Source organism: Rhizomicrobium sp., from assembly GCA_037200385.1.
Classification (GTDB): domain Bacteria; phylum Pseudomonadota; class Alphaproteobacteria; order Micropepsales; family Micropepsaceae; genus Rhizomicrobium.
The window spans coordinates 580,768-600,074 of record JBBCGL010000001.1 but is presented as its reverse complement, the minus strand read 5'-3'; the positions used below and the strand labels follow the sequence as shown (position 1 = coordinate 600,074).

The following is a 19,307-nucleotide window of genomic DNA, read 5'->3' as shown; positions in this document are numbered from 1 at the left end:
ATGGTGTCGAACCCTCCCTGTCGTTAAATTGCAGTGTGAACGATGGAGAGTTTGTGTCGTCGCGGGGATTGGGGGCTAACCGATGAAAGTCTTGCATGATCATTCTGCCGGTTCGGCCCTGCGGGATGACGACTCCACGATCCTTGGGCCGCTGTCGAGCGCCGAGCAGGACGCATCGTCCGATCCGTCGACATCGTCGCCGGCAAGCTTGACCGCGCTCGCAATGGGCTTGACCGGGGGCGGCAGTTTGGTGGCGAGCCGGTCCACCTCGGGTCTCGACCACGGGATCATCACCATGGAGGCAGCGCCGACCGTCGGCACGCCGACGGATCTGGTGTTCCAAGACGCCACGGTCACCAGGGATGCGGCGCAGGGCGTGCTCGCAGGCGCCAGCGATCCCGACGGCGACACATTGACGGTGAGCGACGTGTCGGGCAATCCGGTCGGCGTGGAATTCCAGGTCGCGTTCGGCCATTTCACGCTCTACGCCGACGGCAGCTATACCTATACCGCCGATGGCGACGGCACGGTCGCGCTGTTCGACAACGACGCGGAGATCGACGACACCATCGGCTTCCAGGTCAGCGACGGGCACGGCAACACGGTCGACGCGCAGTTCACGATCGTCATCGACCAGACGCCGAAGGTAGACGGCGTCGAAGCGGCGGTGACCTCGGGCGCCGATCTCAGTCAGCCGCATTCCGTCGCGCTCACCTATACGTTCGGCAAGAACATCGACGCCGTCGCGGACACCGTGCTGCATCTGAGCGACGGGAACACCGCGAGCTATGTCTCGGGCTCCGGCACCAAGGTGCTGACCTTTGCCTACGACCTGACGAGCCCTCCGGCGCTGGGTGTGGCGGTCGACTCCGTCACGGGTGGCGGCTTCGCCGACACTGCCGGCAATCCGGTGCCGCTCGCCGACACCGACGTCGGCACGTCCACCCTCACGGTCGCCGACACGGCAGCCAACGTCGTCGCCTTCCTGGATTCGCTGGAGGCGCACAGCGCCGAGATCTCCGCCATCCACCTGACCGACGGCGGCGCGCTCGACGTCACGCAGAGCCAGATCACCGCCGACGGGGACGCGCTGCGGCTGATCGACGAGCCGTATCAGCTGCATGTCGCCGGCGTGAGCGGCACGGCGCCCAACACCGGCGCGTCCGCGCCGCCGCCGAGCTACAGCTCTTACGACGTCTATGTCGACGGCGCCGGCGTGACGCAACAGACCACCTATAACAACAATGACGGCACCACGACCTATGTCGGCGGCTCCACGGACGTCACGGTCGACGACAGCGCCAGCACGCACAACGACTATTTCGACATGAGCGCGACAACCTCGGCCAGCCTGACCGGCGGGACAGGCAATGACGGCTTCTATTTCGGCGCGGCCTTGAACGGCGGCGACGTGGTCGACGGCGGCGGTGGGGCGCAGGACCAGATCGGGCTGCAGGGCGATTATTCGTCCGGCGTCACGCTCGACGGCGCGAACGTCACCAATATCGAGGGCCTCGTCCTGCTGGCGGGCTACAACTATGCGATCGACACCGCGAACCTGCTGTCGCCGGGCCAGACCTTCATCGTCCAGGCGTCGCATCTGGCGTCCGCCAACTGGCTGGACTTCGACGGTTCGAACGAGACCGCCGGCAATTTCAAGGTGATGGGCGGCGCCGGCGACGACACGCTCAAGACGGGGTCGGGCGACGACTGGCTCTACGGCCTGGGCGGCGCCGACACGCTGACCGGCGGCGCGGGCACCGACCGTTTCGTCTATACGGCCGTGTCGGATTCGACGAGCAACGCGCATGACACGATCACCGACTTCGACGCCAGCACGGACAAGTTCGATCTTCCCGTTTCGGTGACCGGCATCGACCCCATCATCGTGAGTGGCGCACCGCTCGATAGCGACGGGAATTTCGACAGCCAGCTCGCCGCGGTGACCGGCTCGCTCCACGCCCATCACGCGGTCCTGCTCGAACCCCTCAGCGGGGGCCTGGCCGGCCACGTCATCCTCGTCGTCGACGCCAACGGCACCGCCGGCTACCAGGCGGGCCAGGACTTCGTGTTCGACGTCACCGGCGTGGCACATCCCAACAGCCTCTCCACCTCGGATTTCATCTAGGAGCCGCCATGTCCGCCGCCTCGACCCCACGGTCCTCTTCCGAGCCCCGGATGGAAACCGCGACCGCCGCGCCGGACCGGGCGCCCTGGTCGGCGCCGCGCTGGCGCTGCCATCCGGTGTCCCGGACGGAGTTCAACATATTTTCCGACCCGGAGGGCCCGCTCAGCACGTCCTGAGAACGGCGCGCGGCAGCGCTAAAAGTGTTCCCACCCCTTCCGTGAGAGCGCCACGGCCTTTCCATCCGCCCCGAGCAGCGCGATTCCGCGCCCCGGCATCACGAACCCGATCTCCGTCACGTGCGTCCGCGCCGCCTTCGCCGCCGCCAGCACCTTCGCCCGCCTCGCTCGCGGCGCCGTGAACGCGATCTCGTAATCGTCCCCAGCCGTCACGGCACGCGCCACCGCATCCGCCCCGCGCCAAGCCTTCCGCAGCGCCGCCGACAGCGGCACGCGTGCCGCCTCCACCGCGACATGCACCTTCGAGACGTCCGCGAGGTGCCCGAGATCGGCGATCAGCCCGTCCGACACGTCGAGCGCGGCCGTCGCGATCCCGCGCAGCTTCCGCCCGAACGCCACCCGCGGCTCCGGCACGCGATAGCGCGCGATCAATTCCGGCCCGCGCCGCTTTTTGCGCAGCGCTTCGAGCCCGCCGCCGCTGTCGCCGATGGTCCCCGTCACGAACACCAGATCGCCCAGCCGGGCGCCGGCGCGCAGGATCGCCCTGCCCTTCGGCACATATCCCAGCGCCGTCACCGACACCGTCAAGGGTCCCGGCGTCCCGGATAGGTCGCCGCCAAGCAAAGTGATGCCGAATTCCTTCTGATCGGCCGCCAGTCCGCGCGCGAAGCGGCGCAGCCATGCCGTGTCGATCCGCTTTGGCAGCGCCAGGGTCAAAAGATAACCGAGCGGCTCGGCGCCTTTGGCAGCGAGATCGGAAAGATTCACGCGCAACGCCTTGCGCGCGACCGTGTCCGGCGGATCGGTCGCGAAGAAATCGACTCCTTCCAGGATCGCGTCGGTTGTGAGAACGAGGTCGTGGCCCGCACGCGGCGCCAGCAGTGCGACATCGTCTTTCAGCCCCAGCGCCGCTTTCGAGCGCGCCAGCGGCGCGAAGATCTCTGCGATCAGCGAGAATTCGGAAGGGGGCATCAGCGCACCTTGTCCTCCCCGCCAGGCAAGGGCGGATCGCCTAAAACTGCAATTCGTCGTCCGGCGGGACCAGGCCGAACTCCGCCGCCCGCTTGCGGCGCGCCATCTTGTCGAGCGCTGCGTTCACGAAGCTCGGCTCGTCGCCCGAGAAGAAAGCATGGCTGACCTCGACATATTCGTCGATCACCGCCTTGGCCGGCACGTCGCGCCGCGCGATCAGCTCGAACGAGGCGGCGCGCAGGATGGCACGCAGGATCGAATCCACCCGCTCGAGCCGCCAGTCCGCCGCCAGGACATTGGCGATCGCGCGGTCGATCTCGACCTGGTGGTGCGGCACGCCATGCACGATGCTGGTGAAGAACTCCGCGTCTGCCTCGCCATCGGCACCGCTGACCTCCGGCTCGCGCCCCAGGCGATGCTCGACGAATTCCTGCGCGACGGTCTGCGCGTCCTCGCCCGCGAGTTCCATCTGGTAGAGCGCCTGTACCGCGGCAAGCCGGGCGGCGCGCCGCACATCGAAGTTCATCGGTGCACGCCGAGCCGGGCGCGCGCGTTCACGAGGGCGAGACAGGCGCGTGCCGCGTCCCCGCCCTTGTCGCCGTCGCCGACCGCGGCCCGCTCCAGCGCCTGCCGCTCGTTCTCGACGGTCAGGATGCCGTTGCCGATGCACAGCCCTTGCTGGATGCCCAGATCCATCAGCCCCCGCGCCGACTCGTTCGAGACGACCTCGAAATGATAGGTCTCGCCGCGGATGACGCAGCCCAGCGCGATATAGCCGTCGAAGCTCTGGCCGCCATGCTCGCCGGCGCGCGCCGCCATGGCGATGGCCGGCGGGATCTCCAGCGCGCCGGGCACCGCCAGCCGCTGGAAATGCGCCCCGCCCTTCTCCAGCGCCGCGGTGGCGCCGTCGAGCATCGCATCCGCGATATGGGCGTAGAACCGCGCCTCCACGATCAGGATATTCGGCGTCATGGCATGCCATCCTTTGCGCTGCCGCGAATGGCATGCGTACCGACGATGTTGAGGTCGTAGCCTTCGAGCGCGACGATCTTCTTCTCCGGCGTGTCGGTGAGCAGGATCATGTCGCGGACGCCGAGGTCCAGCAGGATCTGCGCGCCTACGCCGTATTCCTTGACCCGACGCCGGTCGATGTCCTCCGTGATGCGCCGCGTCAGCACGTCGGAGACGAAGGTCGGCCGCGTCGCGCGCAACAGGACCACGACGCCACGCCCCTCCTCCGCGATGATCCGCATCGACTCGCCCAGCACGTCGCGCTCGTAGGACTTCCATTCCAGCATGTCGCTGAAGATGTTCACCGCATGCATCCGCACCATCACCGGCTCGGGCGTGGAGATGTCGCCCTTCACCAGCGCGATATGCTCGGCATATTCGAGCTCGTTGACGTAGACGTGCATCTGCCATTCGCCGCCATTGTGGCTCTCGAACGGCGCCACGACCTTGCGCTTGACGAAATGGTCGTATTTGCGGCGATAGGCGATGAGGTCGGCGATGGTGCCGATCTTCAGGCCGTGGAGCTGCGCGAAGGGCACGAGATCGGGCAGCCGCGCCATCGTGCCGTCGTCGTTCATGATCTCGCAGATCACGCCCGCCGGGTTGAGGCCCGCCAGCCGCGCGATGTCGACCGCCGCCTCGGTATGGCCGGCGCGCACCAGCGTGCCGCCATGGCGCGCCACCAGCGGGAAGACGTGCCCCGGCGAGGTGATGTCGTTCGCGCCCTTGGTCGCGTCGATCGCCACGGAGATCGTGTGGGCGCGGTCATGCGCCGAGATGCCGGTGGAGATGCCCTCCTTCGCCTCGATCGAGATCGTGAAGGCGGTCTGGTTCGGCGTGCCGTTCACCGCCGTCATCATCGGGATGTTCAGCTCGCTGGCGCGGTCTTGCGTCAACGCGAGGCAGATCAGGCCGCGGCCGTTCTTCGCCATGAAATTCACCGACGCCGGGGTGCACATCTGCGCCGGGATCACGAGGTCGCCCTCGTTCTCGCGGTCGTCGGCATCCATCAGGATGAACATGCGCCCGTTGCGCGCGTCCTCGATGACGTCTTCGATCTTGGAAATATAATCGTGGTAGACGGCGATATTCATGGGCTCACGAGCCTCGCTACGTAACGCGCCAGCAGGTCGATCTCGAGATTGACCTTCATGCCGGGCTTGAGCTTGCCGAAGGTCGTCACCTTCTGCGTATGCGGGATGATGTTCACGCCGAAGCGGGTGCCGTCGACTTCGTTGACGGTCAGCGACACTCCGTCGAGCGCCACCGATCCCTTGGCGGCCACGAAGCGGGCCAGCGCCGCCGGCGCCTCGAACACGATCCGCGTCGACTCGCCTTCGGGCGTCACGCTCTTGACCTCGGCCACGCCATCGACATGGCCGGAGACGATATGGCCGCCGAACTCGTCGCCGACCCGCATCGGCCGCTCGAGGTTGATGCTGTCGCCGGCCTTCCAGCGGCCCAGCGTGGTCTTCGACAGAGTCTCGCCCGATGCGGTCGCCGCGAACCAGCGATCCTTTGCGGTGCCCTTGTCGACCACCGTGAGGCAGACGCCCGAGCAGGCGATGGAGGCGCCCATCTCGATGCCGGCGACGTCGTAGTTCGTGCCGATCACGATGTGCGTGTCGCCGCGCTTCTCGACGTGGCGGACGCGTCCGATATCTGTGACAATTCCTGTGAACATGGATGTCTTTTAGGCCTTGGCTCGATAGCTTTCCAGAAGATCGCCGCCGATTTTCCGCAGCGACGTAAGCGTAAACTTTGGCGCTTCCTCCAGCGTCAGGGCCGCCAGCGCGTCGATCGCGCTATGCCCTGCGCCGCCAAGGGTCATCGGCGCGGTGAAGATTTCCAGCGCGTCGGCGAAGCCGCGGTCCAGGAACGCGGCGTGGACCGTTGCCCCGCCCTCCACCAGCAGGCGGGCGACATTCCGTCCGTCGAGCTCGCCCAGGACAGCGCCCAAGTCGGGTCTGCCCCGCGCGTCGCATGCGACCCGGACGATCTCGACGCCGCAGGCCGCCAGCTTGGCGCCGCCTTCCGCCGCCGTGGTGAAGACCAGCGTCGGGGTTCTCGCCGCCGTGGTCGCCAGCTTCGACCACTCGCTCAGCCGCAGCCGCGTGTCCAGCACCACCCGCAACGGGGAACAGCGTTCCAGTCCCGCGATCCGGCAGGTCAGCTCCGGATCGTCCGCCAGCGCCGTGTTCACGCCGACCAGGATCGCATCGTTCCGCGCACGCAGGAGATGGCCGTGCCGGCGCGCGCCTTCGCCCGTGATCCATTTGCTGTCGCCGGAGACCGTCGCCGTCCGTCCATCCAGGCTCTGGGCGATCTTCAGCGTCACGAAAGGGCGCCGGGCGCGGATATGACTGAAGAAGCCTGCCAGGGTCGGAAGGGCCTCCGCTTCGCCGACGCCCACCTCTACCGCGACGCCGGCAGCCCTGAGCTTCGCGATGCCCTGTCCATTGGTGCGCGGATCCGGATCGACGCCGGCGACGACGACCCGCGCCACGCCGGCGCCGATCAAGGCGTCGGTGCAAGGCCCGCCCGTGCCCCCTCTATGCGCGCAGGGCTCGAGCGTGACATAGGCCGTCGCGCCGCGCGCCGCCTGCCCCGCCATCGCTAAGGCCACGACCTCCGCATGCGGCCGTCCGCTTTCATCGGTGCGGCCGCGCCCCACGACGCGCCCATCGGTCGACACGAGCACACAGCCCACGGACGGCACGCGGCCGGTCCGGCCCACACCGCGCGCGCCCAGCGCGATCGCATGCCGCATATGCGCGAGATCGCTCACGGCAGCAGCACCGAAAAAGCAATGGCGGTGACGTTATAGGCCGCATGCATCGCGAAGGACGTGCGCAGCGATCCGGTGCGCGCCACAAGGAGCGCGAGAACGACGCCGGCGACGAACAACTCGATGGTATAGATCCAGGCCTGTGCGCCGACATGCAGCAGGAAGTGCCCGTGTACGAGGGCGAAGATCGCACCCGTCGCAAGGACGGCGATCCAGGTACCCCATTGCCGGCGCGCCCAGGAAAACAGCAAGCCGCGAAAGAAGAACTCTTCCACGAAAGGCGCGAGCACGCCGATCACCGCGATGGCGGCCAGGAGTTGCGCCGGTCCATGCGGCACCATGGCTCGTTCGACGTCGCTGTCCTCGAAGCGGACCCATGACAGCCGCTCCAGCATGGCGTTGCCGCCATTGAGCAGAAGCGAGAGGCCGGCGCCCGCGACGATCGCCAGCCCCAGGGACGGCCAGCGCACGACGGCGAAATAGTGGGTGATGGGCTTGTCGAAGCGCCAATGCGCCACCAGCCAGACGAGACCGAGCAGGCCGAGATTGCTCCCGACCAGCAGCACCTGGTTGACCGCGAAATCCGTGCGCGCGAAATCGGCCAGCGTCTGCGGATCGAGCGGGCCGCCGCTCCAGTGCAAACCGATCAGGATCGCAGGCAGCGCACCGATCACGCCCAGCACGATGCCGGCGAACATCCCGCCGAAGAACGCGATGAACAGATCGAACCAGCGGATCACGCCGTCGCGGAGCGGCACGTCGCCTTGTGCTGCCGGCCGCTCGGCCATGGTGGGGCCTAGACCTTGTCGTCCTTGTCGTCGCCTTCGAGCTCGCCGATCAGCATCTCGAAATCCTTGGTCTCGCGGAAATTCTTGTAGACCGAGGCGAAACGCACATAGGCGACCTTGTCGAGGCTCGACAGGGCCTGCATGACCAGTTCGCCGATGACCGGCGACGGAATCTCGTTCTCGCCCATGCTCTCGAGCCGGCGGACGATGCCGGTGATCGTGCGGTCGATGCGCTCGCGCTCGACCGGACGCTTGCGCAGCGCATGGGTGATCGAGCGCTCCAATTTCTCCCGCTCGAAGGGCTCGCGGCGCCCGTTCTTCTTGACCACGACGAGTTCGCGCAGCTGCACGCGCTCGAACGTCGTGAACCGTCCGCCGCATTCGGGACAGTGGCGGCGGCGGCGGATCGCCGAATTGTCCTCGGAGGGACGGCTGTCCTTCACCTGGGTGTCGTCATGTCCGCAAAATGGGCAGCGCATCGAATGCTTCGCTCTCAGCTATGGGTAGATCGGAAAACGCACGCACAAATCCTTCACGCGGATGGCGACGCTCTGCTCGACCGCGGCATCGCCCGCTTCGCCGTTCTTCGCCACGGCATCGATCACTTCGACGATCATCTTGCCGATCGTGCGGAATTCGGCCGGGCCGAAGCCGCGCGTCGTGCCGGCCGGCGAGCCGAGGCGGATGCCCGAGGTGATGGCCGGCTTCTCGGTGTCGAACGGCACCGCATTCTTGTTGGTGGTGATCGCGGCGCGGTCCAGCGCTTTTTCCGTATCGCGCCCCTTGGCGCCCTTGGGCCGCAGATCGACCAGCATCAGATGGGTGTCGGTGCCGCCGGAAACGATGTCGAGGCCTTCGGCGTGGAGGGTTTCCGCCAGGACCTTGGCGTTCTCGACCACGGCCTTGGCATAGAGCTTGAACTCCGGGCGCAGCGCCTCGCCGAACGCGACCGCCTTCGCCGCGATGACGTGCATCAGCGGGCCGCCCTGCAGTCCCGGAAACACCGCCGAATTGATCTTCTTTCCCAGGTCGGCATCGCGCGACAGGATCATACCGCCGCGCGGTCCGCGCAGCGTCTTGTGCGTCGTGGTGGTCACGACATGCGCGTGGTCGAGCGGATTGGGATGCACCCCGCCGGCGACCAAGCCTGCGAAATGCGCCATGTCGACCATCAGGAAGGCACCGACGGAATCGGCAATGGCCCGGAAGCGTGCGAAGTCGAAAATCCGAGCATAGGCCGAGCCGCCCGCAATGATCACCTTCGGCTTGTGTTGCCGGGCAAGCGTCTCGACTTCATCCATGTCGATTCGCTGGTCTTGGCGCCGCACCGTGTAGGACACGGGCTTGAACCACTTGCCGGACTGATTGGCCGGCGAGCCGTGCGTCAGATGGCCGCCTGCGGCAAGATCCAAACCTAGAAAAGTGTCCCCAGGTTGCATTAGGGAGAAAAACACGGCCTGGTTGGCTTGGGCACCCGAATGGGGTTGCACATTGGCGAAATCGCAGTTGAAGAGGCGCTTTGCCCGCTCGATCGCGAGCTCTTCCGCGATGTCGACAAACTCGCAGCCGCCATAGTAGCGCCGCCCCGGATAACCCTCGGCGTATTTGTTGGTCAGGACGGAACCTTGGGCTTCGAGCACCGCGCGGGAGACGATGTTCTCGGATGCAATAAGCTCGATTTTCTCCCGCTGCCGGCCGAGCTCGAGCGCGATGGCGCTGGCCACCTCTGGATCGGATTCGGCCAGCGTTTCCGCGAAAAAATTCGACATCGCCTTGCCAGCCGCGTTCGCCACAGCCCCCATCCTGAACCTCACAAATCCCTGATCATGCCGCCTGCCCGGCCGCGTCTGATACCCCTATCCCTTTACCAAATCTAGCGCCAGACCATGCCTCGCAGCCTATAGATACGATGCCGCGCAGCAGCGCTTAGCCGGCACCGACCCGCTGCGAAACCGAGGGGGAAATGCGAAGCCGGGCGATCGAGCCGGGCTGCTTTGCTCTTGGGAATATGCTCCCACCGCGAAGGCGAATCAGCACAACCCGGACAACATCTCGCGACAAATAGAAACCAAAAATTTGTTACACGTAAAAGGTGCACGCTCAATTTGATTTGTTTGTATTGATTTCAGCCGCAGTCCACGTAATAGGGATGCGTTACTTCGTTCCACTTCAACCCATGAGTAGAGGGTGTGTTCCATGAGTAATGAAGACATGTCGGTCGGGCGTCCTGAGGAGATCCTCAAACTGGCCAGCGATATCGTAGCGGCCTATGTGAGCAACAACCCGGTTCCGGTCGGCGACCTGCCCGCGATGATCAAGAGCGTGCACGCCACGCTCGGCGGCCTGTCCGGCATCGACGGCATCGAGTTCACCACGTCGCAGAAGCCCGCGGTGCCGATCAAGAAGTCGATCACGCCGGACTTTCTGATCTGTCTGGAAGACGGCAAGAAGCTGAAGATGCTCAAGCGCTATCTGCGCTCGCGCTACAGCCTCACGCCCGATCAGTACCGCACGAAGTGGGGCCTGCCGGCCGACTATCCGATGGTCGCGTCGAACTACGCGGCGCGCCGTTCGGAGTTCGCCAAGAAGATCGGCTTGGGCCGTACCAACTCGCCGAAATCGCGCAAGCGGAAATAAGACTGAGCGGCGGACTCATGGTCCGCCGCAGGTTTTAACCGGTTCGGCTGGAAACCCGCCTTCGCGGGATCGGTGGTGCTTGGCCGAAGCCCACGTCAGCCGCCGGTCTTCTTTTGCAGGACGTAGCGAAGCTTGCGGACCGCGGCATCCGACAATGCCGTGCGCGACGCGCCGGCCGGTCCCATGACGACGGCTTCGGTGCCGCTTTTCGGATCGATGGCGGTCACCCGCATGACGCTGCCTTGGACGACGAATTCCACATAGACCTCGTCGCCGGCCATCCTCAGGCCCGGGCCATCAGGCGGCACGCGCCAGGCGATGCGATGTCCACACCTGATCGAGCGCCTTGACCAGCGCGTCCATCATCTCGTCGCTGTGCATCGGCGAGGGCGTGAAGCGCAGGCGTTCCTTGCCGCGCGGCACGGTCGGGAAGTTGATCGGCTGGACATAGATCGCGTGATCGCGCAACAGCGCGTCCGACACCGACTTGCATAAGGCGGCATCGCCGACGAACACCGGCACGATATGGCTCGGTGAGTTCATGACCGGCAGGCCGGCGTCCGCGAACAGCCGCTTGAGCCGCGCCGCGCGCTCGTGCAGGCGCTCCCGCTCCGCATTGCTGGTTTTCAGATGCCGGATGCTGGCGAGCACGCCCGCCGCGATGGCCGGCGCCAGCGAGGTGGTGAAGATGAATCCCGGCGCGAAGGAGCGGATGCAATCGACCAATTCGGTCGAGGCGGCGATATAGCCGCCCATCACGCCGAACGCCTTCGCCAGCGTGCCTTCGATGATGTCGACGCGCGCCATCACGCCGTCACGCGCCGCGACGCCCGCACCGCGCGGGCCGTAAAGCCCGACGCCATGCACCTCGTCGAGATAGGTGATCGCGCCGTATTTCTCGGCGAGATCGCAGAAGTCGGAGATCTTCCCGAAATCGCCGTCCATCGAATAGACGCTTTCGAACGCGATCAGCTTGGGCGCGCCGGGATCGGCCGCCGCAAGCAGCGCCTCCAGGTGCTGCAGGTCGTTGTGGCGGAAGAGATGCTTCTCCATTCCGCCATGCTTGATGCCCTCGATCATCGAGGCATGGTTGAGCTCGTCGGAGAACACGATCAGCCCCGGCAGGATCTTGCCCAGCGTCGCGAGCGTCGCGTCGTTCGAGATATAGCCCGAGGTGAAGAGCAGAGCAGCGTCCTTGCCGTGCAGCTCCGCGATCTCCTGCTCCAGCTCGACATGATAATGGGTCGTGCCCGAGATGTTGCGCGTGCCGCCGGCGCCGGCGCCCGTCGCGTCGATCGCCTCGTGCATCGCTTCCAGGACCTTGGGATGCTGGCCCATGCAGAGATAGTCGTTGCTGCACCACACCGTGATCGGCCGCTTGTCGGCATCGGCGTAGAAATCGGCCCTGGGATAGCCGCCGCGCTGGCGGACGATGTCGGCGAACACACGATAGCGGCCCTCGCGGCGGAGTCCTGCGAGTGCGTCGCGAAAGCGGTTCAGGTAGGGAAACGCCATCAGTCAGTCCCTCGAGCCCCCGTCCGGGCCCGCCGCAGCCGGTTTTCAACGGCGCGGAAGATACTCCAAACCGCCCCTCAGGGCCTATGCTTTTTGTCACATGAGGGCGGCCCGCACGCACGAGCCCGCACCCGAAATCGCTGGATTTACGGCATGACGACAGCACGATGGCGAAGACAAGCGGCCGGCAGACTGCGAATCGGAGACGGCAGCGGAACCGTATTCGTGGCTATAGCCGGAAGCGCACCTGATCGATCCAGAAGCGTTCCAGGCGCTTCAGCGTCACGCTGAGCTGGTCGAGATCCGAGGCCGAGACATTGCCCACCGCGTTCAGTGAGCCCAGATGGCGCTCGAACAGCTCGCGCAGCATGTCGCGCACCGCTTCGCCCTTGCGCGTCAGCCGCACCAGCACCGAGCGGCGATCGGCTTCCGAGCGTTCATGATGGATATAGCCGGCTTCGACGAGCTTCTTGAGATTGTAGGAGACGTTGGAGCCGAGATAATGGCCCCGCGTGCGCAGCTCGCCTGCCGTCAGCTCCTGATCGCCGACATTGAACAGCAGCAGCGCCTGGACCGAATTGATCTCGCGTTCGTCGCGCCGATCCAACTCGTCCTTGATGACGTCGAGCAATTGTCGGTGCAGACGCTCCACGAGATTGAGCGTCTCGAGATAGTACTTTGCTTCCACGCGGGCGCTTTCGAGCACCGCGGTCTGCGGCTTCGTGAATGCTGTCATCGTCTTTCCCCGCGTTTTGCGAGGCCCACCTGTTGTTATGCCCGTAGCCTAGGTGGCATTTCTTAAAAGGCCGTAAAAAAGGTTCCGGCGCCGCAGGATTATTGCCTCGAAAGCTCGCGGGCCACGATGACGCGCATGATCTCGTTGGTTCCTTCCAGGATCTGGTGGACGCGCAGATCGCGGACATGGCGCTCGGCCGGGAAATCCTTGAGATAGCCGTAGCCGCCATGCAGCTGCAGCGCGTCGTTGGCGATCCGGAATCCGGCGTCGGTGGCGAAGCGTTTCGCCATGGCACACAGCATCGTTGCGGCGGGGTCGCGGCGGTCCAGCGCCGCCGCGGCACTGCGGATCATCAGCCGCGCGGCTTCCAATTCGGTCGCCATGTCGGCGAGCTTGAACTGCGACGCCTGGAAATCCGCGATCGGCCGGCCGAACTGCTTGCGATCCTTGGTGTACACCAGTGCTTCTTCCAGCGCCGCGCGCGCCGTACCCACCGAGCAGGCGCCGATATTGATGCGCCCGCCGTCCAGCCCCATCATCGCGATGCGGAAGCCCTCGCCTTCGCCGCCGATCCGGTTGGCCACCGGCACCCGGCAATTGTCGAACAGCACTTGTGCGGTCGGCTGGCTGTTCCAGCCCATCTTGCGCTCCTTCTTGCCGAAGGAGAGTCCCGGCGTGCCCTTCTCGACCACCAGGCAGGACACGCCCTTGGGTCCGTCCTCGCCGGTGCGCACCATGCAGACATAGACATCCGACACGCCGGCGCCGGAGATGAAGGCCTTGCCGCCGTTCAGCACATAATGGTCGCCGTCCTTCACCGCTTTGGTCCTGAGCGATGCGGCGTCGGAGCCCGAGCCGGGCTCGGTGAGGCAATAGCTTGCGATCTTCTCCATCGTCGTCATCGTCGGGAGGAAGCGCTTGCGCTGCTCCTCGCCGCCGAAGCGGTCGATCATCCAGGACGCCATGTTGTGGATCGAGAGGAAGGCCGCCGTCGATGTGCAGCCGGCGGACAATTCCTCCATGACGATCGCCGCATCGAGCCGCGACATCTCCGAGCCGCCGACATCGCCCTTCACATAGATGCCCGCGAAGCCGAGCGCCGCCGCCTCGCGCAATGCATCGACCGGGAAATGCTCCGTCGCGTCCCATTCCGCCGCGAAGGGAGCGAGGCGCTCCCGGGCGAAACGCCGTGCTGCGTCCTCGACGGCGCGCTGCTCTTCGGTGAGTGCGAAATCCATGGACTCTGCTCGTTGACGACCCGGCACATTTACCGCCTTGGGCGCTCGAGGCAAGGACCCGCCTTGCCAGCTTCCGGCAGAGTTGGCATGACAGCGCCATGACCGATGCCCGTTTCCCGCACCTGCGCATGCGCCGCTTGCGCCGGCACGACTGGACGCGAAAGCTTGTTGCGGAAAACACGCTCTCGCCTTCCGATTTCATCTGGCCGATTTTTATCGTCGAGGGCGAGAAACGGCGCGAGCCGGTGCCCTCAATGCCGGGCGTCGACCGCCTCTCGGTCGACCTCGTGCCGCAGGCGGCCGAAGCCGCGGCCAAGCTCGGCATCCCGGTGATCGCGCTATTCCCCTACACCGACCCGACGCTCAAGACGCCCGACGGCCGCGAAGCGACCAACACGAACAATCTCGTCTGCCGCGCCACGCGCGTGCTGAAGAAGGCCGTGCCGCAGATCGGCGTGCTGTGCGACGTCGCGCTCGATCCCTATACCAGCCACGGCCATGACGGAGTCATGGACGGCAACAATCAGAACGTCGCCAATGACGAGACCCTCGAAATTCTCGTCGCCCAGGCCTTGGTTCAGGCCGAGGCCGGCTGCGATATCATCGCGCCGTCGGACATGATGGACGGCCGCATCGGCGCGATCCGCATTGCGCTCGAGAAGAACGGCTTCAAGGACACGCTGATCATGGCCTATGCGGCCAAATACGCATCGGCATTCTACGGCCCGTTCCGCGACGCGGTCGGCTCCGCCAAGGCGCTGATCGGCGACAAGCGGACCTATCAGATGGATCCCGCGAACGGCGACGAAGCCCTGCGCGAGGTCGCGCTCGACATCGCCGAGGGCGCGGACATGGTGATGGTCAAGCCGGGCATGCCCTATCTCGACATGGTACGCCGCGTGAAGGACGCATTCGGCATGCCGACCTTCGCCTATCAGGTGTCGGGCGAGTATTCGATGCTGACGGGCGCCATCGAACGCGGCTGGTTCGAGCGCGATCGGGTGATCCTCGAAAGCCTGATGGGCTTCAAGCGCGCCGGCGCCAACGGCATCCTCACCTATTTCGCCTGTGAGGCGGCACGGCTGCTGGCGGCGCGCTGACGCGGCCACGTCGTCGCCCGGCGGTCAGTCCCGGCGGGTCGAGAACAGGCTGCGCAGGATGATCTCCGCCCGCGACGGCAAGACGTCCAGCCCCGAGCGCCGCTGCCCCAGATCGATCACGTTGCGAAGGACCAGCATCGCCAGACCGTGCACGGCGGCCCAGACGGCCAGACCCAATGCCGTGTCGTGCAGCGCCGTGCCGATCTCGTTGCCGATCGCGTCCGCCGCCGCGCCGAGCGCCGGAAAGGCATCGCGATTGGGCAGCTGCTGCCCGAACATCAGGCTCGCCAGCTCCGGCCGCCGCCCGACGAACCGCATATAGGCCGCACCGATATTCGCGATTCGCTCGGACTCGGCGTCGCCGGTATTGCTCGCTGCCGCGAGCTCGTCGCGCAACTCCACGAATCCCTCGATCGCAAGTTCGACCAGCAGAGCTTCGTGATTCGGAAAATGGCGATAGGGTGCGGCATGGCTGACGCCGGCGCGACGCGCAACCGCCCGCAGGCTGAGCTCGGCAAGCGTCTCTTCTTCGAGGATCTTCCGCGCCGCATCCAGCAGCGCGTTGCGCAAATCGCCATGATGATAGGCACGCCCGCGCTGCGGCGCCTCACCAGAATTGGATATGTCCATCACGACGTCCGCTGCGCTTCCTGGCGTGCGAACAGACTCGACGTATCCCAACGCTCACCACCCATTTTTTCTACCTCCGCGTAGAATTGATCCACCAAGGAGGTAACGGGAAGCGTCGTACCGTTCCGGCGCGCCTCGTCCAGGCAGATCGCAAGGTCCTTGCGCATCCACTCTACGGCGAAACCATGTCGAAACTGTCCCAAGAGCATAGTTTTGTGGCGATTCTCCATCTGCCACGATTGCGCCGCGCCTTTCGAAATGACCTCGACGACGGCGAGGGGATCGAGGCCCGCCGCGCGCGCGAAACTCAATCCTTCGGACAGCGCCTGCACCAGCCCCGCGATGCAGATCTGGTTGACCATCTTCGTGAGCTGTCCGGCGCCGGCATCGCCCATCAGGCGGCACTGCCGCGCATAGGCCGCCATGACGGGCTCGGCCTTCGCATAGGCGGCGTCGGTGCCGCCGCACATGATCGTCAGCTGGCCGTTCTTCGCGCCCTGCTCGCCGCCGGAGACGGGCGCGTCGACGAAATGCATGCCGCGGCGGTGCGCCTCTTCCGCCAGCTCGCGCGCCAGGCCGGCCGAGGCGGTCGTGTGGTCGACGAAGACGGCATCGCGCTTCATCGTGATGAAGGCACCATGGCGGCCATTGGCGACTTCGCGGACGTCGTCGTCGCGTCCCACGCAGGACAGCACGACGTCGGCATGGGCGGCGGCCTCGGCCGGCGTCGGTGCCGAAACCCCGCCATATTCGGCGACCCAGCTCTCGGCCTTCGCGGGCGTGCGATTGAAGACCGTCAGGTCGTGACCGGCGCGCTGCAGGTGACCCGCCATCGGGTACCCCATGACGCCAAGTCCCAGGAAAGCGACGCGCATGGCATTATTCCATTACTTCGACTTCGGGTTTCGGCGCGCCCGGCGCGAATTGCGGCCGCTTCATCAGCCAGATCACCGCGAGCGCCGGCAGGCTTGCGTAGAACATGAACAGGAAGTCGTTCTGGAAGGCAATCACCTGGGCGCGGTATTCGATCATGTTGTTGAGGTTTTGCAGTCCGAACGGGATCTGCGTGCTCATCATCAGCGAGGGGCCGTTCACGCCCAGCGCCCGGTTGAAGGGCGTCGCATAGCCGGTCAGCAGCGCATGCGCGACCTGGACGCTGCCGCCCAGCACCGCCGTGGTGACGCTGACGCCGATGGCGCTGCCGATGTTGCGCATCAGGTTGGTCATCGCCGTTCCGTCGGTGCGGAACGTCCCGGGCAATGTCGCGAAGGCCGTCAGGTTCATCGGCACGAACACGAAGCCCATGCCGACGCCCTGGATGAAGGTCACGAAGATCAGCCAGTTGTTGCTGACGTCCGGCGTCCAGCCCGCCATGTCCCACATCGACCACAGCAGCATCGAGCAACCGACGGTCATGAGGACGCGCGGATCGAACTTCAGCGCCATCCGGCCCGCGAACATCATCGCGAACATCGTGCCGAAGCCGCGCGGCGCCATCAGCATGCCGGTGTCGAACACGCTGAGCCCCGCCAGGTTCTGCAGGAAGGGCGGCAGCAGCGCCGAGCTCGCCAGCAGCACCGCGCCGATCACGAACATCAGGATGAGGCCGGAGACGAAATTGCGGTCCTCGAAGATCTTCATCGGGATGAAGGTGTTCTTGCCCAGCACCATGTGCACCAGGAAGACGTAGATGCCGACTCCCGCGACGATCGCCTCCGCGATGATCTCGCCCGAGCCGAACCAGCCCTGCCCCGTGCCGCGATCCAGCATCAATTGCAGCGCCGCCAGGCCGACCGCCAGGGCCAGGAACCCGAACCAGTCGAAGCGCAGGCCTTGCGTGCGCCCCGAATCCTTGAAGAAGAACCAGATGCCGGTCACCGCCGCGATGCCGAACGGCACGTTGACGTAGAACACCCAGCGCCAGCTATACGCGTCGGTGAGATAGCCGCCGAGCGTCGGGCCCAGGATCGGGCCCAGCATCACGCCCATGCCCCAGATCGCCATGATGTTGCCGCGCTTGTGCGGCGGGTAGAGGTCGAGCATCACCGCCTGGCTGAGCGGCGAGAGCGCCGCGCCGAAACAGCCCTGCAGCAGGCGGAACAGGATCATCTGCTCCAGGCTCTGCGCCAGGCCGCACATCATCGAGGTGACGGTGAAGCCGGTCAATGAGATCAGCAGGAAGTTGCGCTTGCCGAAGCGCGAGGCGATCCAGCCCACCGGCGCGGTCATGATCGCCGCGGCGACGATATAGGACGTCAGGACCCAGGTGATCTGGTCGCGCGACGCCGACAGCTCGCCCTGCATGTAGGGCAGCGCGACATTGGCGATGGTCGAATCCAGCGCCTGCATGAGCGTGCCCGTCATCGACGCGGCGAGCACGATCCACAGCGCCAGCTTGCTGTCATAGGCTTCGGCCGTGTGAACGGCGGGGGCGTGCGCCGACATCGTCCCTTACCCGTTGAACATGCGGTACCAGCGGCGGTGACCGGTATCGATCGAGACCGTCGCGCTCATGCCCGAGCTCAGCGTGACATTGGAACACGTGCTGCCGATGATCTTGATGCGGGTCGGAATGCGCTGGACGACCTTCACCCAGTTGCCGCTTCCGTTCTCCGCCGGCAGCGGCGAGAACGAGCTGTCCGAGGCGGCCGAGACCGCGTCGACCTTGCCGGTCCACGAGCAGCTCGGATAGGTGTCGACCGTGATGTCGACCGGGTTTCCGGACCGCGCATAGGTCAGGTCGGTCTCCTTCATGTTCGCGTCGATCCACAGATCCTTCGACGAGACGAGGCCGACCGCGCTGGTCGTGGTGAAGGCCGACATGGCGGAGATCACCAGCGTGCCCGGCTGCAGCGAATCGACCTCGCCGACCACGCCGTCGAACGGCGCGCGCACGACCGTGTGGTCGAGCTGGCGCTGCGCTTCGGCGACGGTCGCCAGCGCGCGCTTGTAGGCCGGCGTCTGCGTCGCCGAGATATCGGGATTGCCGTTGAGCTGGGCCAGCGTCTGCCGCGCCTGCTGCTGCAGCGAGACCAGCGTGGCCTGCGCGCTCACCAGCGTGCCGCGCGCCTGGTCGACCTGCGTGCCGGCGATGGCGTTCTGGCGCTGCAGTGCCGCATAGCGGTTGTAGGTCTGCCCGGCGAGCACGACCTGCGCCTGTTGCGAGGCGATCTGGCCGAGGATGGACCGGTATTGCGCGCGCGTGCCTTCGACGTCGAGCACGGTCTGCGCCAGCGCCGCCTTGGCGTTGTCGAGCGCGATCTGGAACGGCTTGGGGTCGAGCGTGAAGAGCACCTCGCCCGTCTTCACGTGCTGACCTTCGCGCACGTTCACCGTCTGGACGAGGCCCGAGACGTCGGTCGACACCATCAGCTTGGCGGCATGGACATAGGCGTCGTCCGTGGTGACGTAGCGCCCGCCGGTGAAATACAGGAGGGCGGCGATCGCGGCGACAAGGCCCACGCCCCAATACATCAGGATGCGGCGCAGCCGCGCCCTGTCGCCCCAGATGGCACCGAGCCAATCGCGGATGCGTCCCCCGGTGCCGGGCGGGACATAATTGACGGAATCGGATCTCACGGACATGTC

20 protein-coding genes are annotated in these 19,307 nt (G+C 65.9%); 3 read left to right on the top strand and 17 right to left on the bottom strand.

Annotation, left to right across the window (positions count from 1 at the left end; all coding sequences use genetic code 11):
* Positions 1-82: 82 nt before the first annotated feature.
* Positions 83-2,128: a cadherin-like domain-containing protein gene (locus tag WDM91_02705; protein MEI9993480.1), complete on the top strand. Its 2,046-nt coding sequence runs from the start codon at positions 83-85 to the stop codon at positions 2,126-2,128.
* A 194-nt stretch (positions 2,129-2,322) separates the two neighbouring features.
* On the opposite strand, the gene thiL is transcribed toward WDM91_02705, so the two are convergent.
* The 9 genes from thiL to glyA are packed head-to-tail and all read right to left on the bottom strand — an operon-like array spanning position 2,323 to position 9,632.
* Positions 2,323-3,276 (bottom strand): thiamine-phosphate kinase, encoded by a 954-nt coding sequence (thiL, locus tag WDM91_02700; protein ID MEI9993479.1) that lies wholly within the window; start codon positions 3,274-3,276, stop codon positions 2,323-2,325.
* 40 nt (positions 3,277-3,316) lie between these two features.
* Complete coding sequence (nusB, locus tag WDM91_02695) at positions 3,317-3,802, bottom strand: transcription antitermination factor NusB (protein MEI9993478.1); 486 nt, start codon at positions 3,800-3,802, stop codon at positions 3,317-3,319.
* Entirely contained in the window at positions 3,799-4,248 is a 450-nt protein-coding gene (ribH, locus tag WDM91_02690; GenBank protein MEI9993477.1) for a 6,7-dimethyl-8-ribityllumazine synthase, read from the bottom strand. Before ribH ends, nusB begins: the two co-directional genes overlap by 4 nt.
* Complete coding sequence (ribB, locus tag WDM91_02685; GenBank protein MEI9993476.1) at positions 4,245-5,381, bottom strand: 3,4-dihydroxy-2-butanone-4-phosphate synthase; 1,137 nt, start codon at positions 5,379-5,381, stop codon at positions 4,245-4,247. The genes ribH and ribB overlap by 4 nt, the downstream gene beginning before the upstream one ends.
* Positions 5,378-5,971, bottom strand: a complete 594-nt coding sequence (locus WDM91_02680; GenBank protein ID MEI9993475.1) for a riboflavin synthase — start codon at positions 5,969-5,971, stop codon at positions 5,378-5,380. The genes ribB and WDM91_02680 overlap by 4 nt, the downstream gene beginning before the upstream one ends.
* A gap of 9 nt (positions 5,972-5,980) precedes the next feature.
* Positions 5,981-7,075 carry a bifunctional diaminohydroxyphosphoribosylaminopyrimidine deaminase/5-amino-6-(5-phosphoribosylamino)uracil reductase RibD gene (gene ribD, locus WDM91_02675; protein ID MEI9993474.1) on the bottom strand — a complete coding sequence of 365 codons (1,095 nt, stop codon included), beginning with the start codon at positions 7,073-7,075 and terminating at the stop codon, positions 5,981-5,983.
* Positions 7,072-7,863 (bottom strand): CPBP family intramembrane glutamic endopeptidase, encoded by a 792-nt coding sequence (locus WDM91_02670; GenBank protein ID MEI9993473.1) that lies wholly within the window; start codon positions 7,861-7,863, stop codon positions 7,072-7,074. The genes ribD and WDM91_02670 overlap by 4 nt, the downstream gene beginning before the upstream one ends.
* Positions 7,864-7,871: 8 nt before the next feature.
* Positions 7,872-8,342, bottom strand: a complete 471-nt coding sequence (nrdR, locus tag WDM91_02665; protein ID MEI9993472.1) for a transcriptional regulator NrdR — start codon at positions 8,340-8,342, stop codon at positions 7,872-7,874.
* A gap of 18 nt (positions 8,343-8,360) precedes the next feature.
* A complete protein-coding gene (glyA, locus tag WDM91_02660) occupies positions 8,361-9,632 on the bottom strand; it encodes a serine hydroxymethyltransferase (GenBank protein MEI9993471.1) in 1,272 nt (423 codons plus the stop codon).
* Between the two features lie 427 nt (positions 9,633-10,059).
* On the opposite strand from glyA, the gene WDM91_02655 reads away from it, so the two are divergent.
* Positions 10,060-10,500, top strand: coding sequence for a MucR family transcriptional regulator (locus WDM91_02655; GenBank protein ID MEI9993470.1), 441 nt, complete (start codon positions 10,060-10,062; stop codon positions 10,498-10,500).
* A gap of 95 nt (positions 10,501-10,595) precedes the next feature.
* On the opposite strand, the gene WDM91_02650 is transcribed toward WDM91_02655, so the two are convergent.
* The 4 genes from WDM91_02650 to WDM91_02635 all read right to left on the bottom strand — a co-directional run bounded on the left by WDM91_02650 (position 10,596) and on the right by WDM91_02635 (position 13,989).
* The gene (locus WDM91_02650; protein ID MEI9993469.1) at positions 10,596-10,781 is read right to left on the bottom strand and encodes a hypothetical protein; all 186 of its coding nucleotides are present in this window, start codon (positions 10,779-10,781) and stop codon (positions 10,596-10,598) included.
* A 16-nt stretch (positions 10,782-10,797) separates the two neighbouring features.
* Positions 10,798-12,015, bottom strand: coding sequence for a 5-aminolevulinate synthase (hemA, locus tag WDM91_02645; GenBank protein ID MEI9993468.1), 1,218 nt, complete (start codon positions 12,013-12,015; stop codon positions 10,798-10,800).
* A gap of 229 nt (positions 12,016-12,244) precedes the next feature.
* Entirely contained in the window at positions 12,245-12,751 is a 507-nt protein-coding gene (locus WDM91_02640) for a winged helix DNA-binding protein (GenBank protein ID MEI9993467.1), read from the bottom strand.
* A gap of 98 nt (positions 12,752-12,849) precedes the next feature.
* On the bottom strand, positions 12,850-13,989 hold the full coding sequence (locus tag WDM91_02635; GenBank protein ID MEI9993466.1) for an isobutyryl-CoA dehydrogenase: 1,140 nt from the start codon (positions 13,987-13,989) through the stop codon (positions 12,850-12,852).
* Between the two features lie 98 nt (positions 13,990-14,087).
* Here WDM91_02635 and hemB point away from each other — a divergent pair, with 98 nt between their 5' ends.
* The gene (gene hemB / locus WDM91_02630; protein ID MEI9993465.1) at positions 14,088-15,089 is read left to right on the top strand and encodes a porphobilinogen synthase; all 1,002 of its coding nucleotides are present in this window, start codon (positions 14,088-14,090) and stop codon (positions 15,087-15,089) included.
* 24 nt (positions 15,090-15,113) lie between these two features.
* Here the strand turns inward: hemB and WDM91_02625 are convergent, their stop codons facing one another.
* Genes WDM91_02625 through WDM91_02610 form a run of 4 tightly spaced genes read right to left on the bottom strand, consistent with a single transcriptional unit; the run spans position 15,114 to position 19,304 of the window.
* On the bottom strand, positions 15,114-15,719 hold the full coding sequence (locus WDM91_02625; protein MEI9993464.1) for a TetR family transcriptional regulator: 606 nt from the start codon (positions 15,717-15,719) through the stop codon (positions 15,114-15,116).
* Positions 15,719-16,594 carry an NAD(P)-dependent oxidoreductase gene (locus tag WDM91_02620; protein ID MEI9993463.1) on the bottom strand — a complete coding sequence of 292 codons (876 nt, stop codon included), beginning with the start codon at positions 16,592-16,594 and terminating at the stop codon, positions 15,719-15,721. The genes WDM91_02625 and WDM91_02620 overlap by 1 nt, the downstream gene beginning before the upstream one ends.
* 4 nt (positions 16,595-16,598) lie before the next feature.
* Complete coding sequence (locus WDM91_02615) at positions 16,599-18,164, bottom strand: DHA2 family efflux MFS transporter permease subunit (GenBank protein MEI9993462.1); 1,566 nt, start codon at positions 18,162-18,164, stop codon at positions 16,599-16,601.
* Positions 18,165-18,170: 6 nt separating this feature from the next.
* Positions 18,171-19,304: an HlyD family secretion protein gene (locus WDM91_02610; GenBank protein ID MEI9993461.1), complete on the bottom strand. Its 1,134-nt coding sequence runs from the start codon at positions 19,302-19,304 to the stop codon at positions 18,171-18,173.
* Positions 19,305-19,307: the final 3 nt, after the last annotated feature.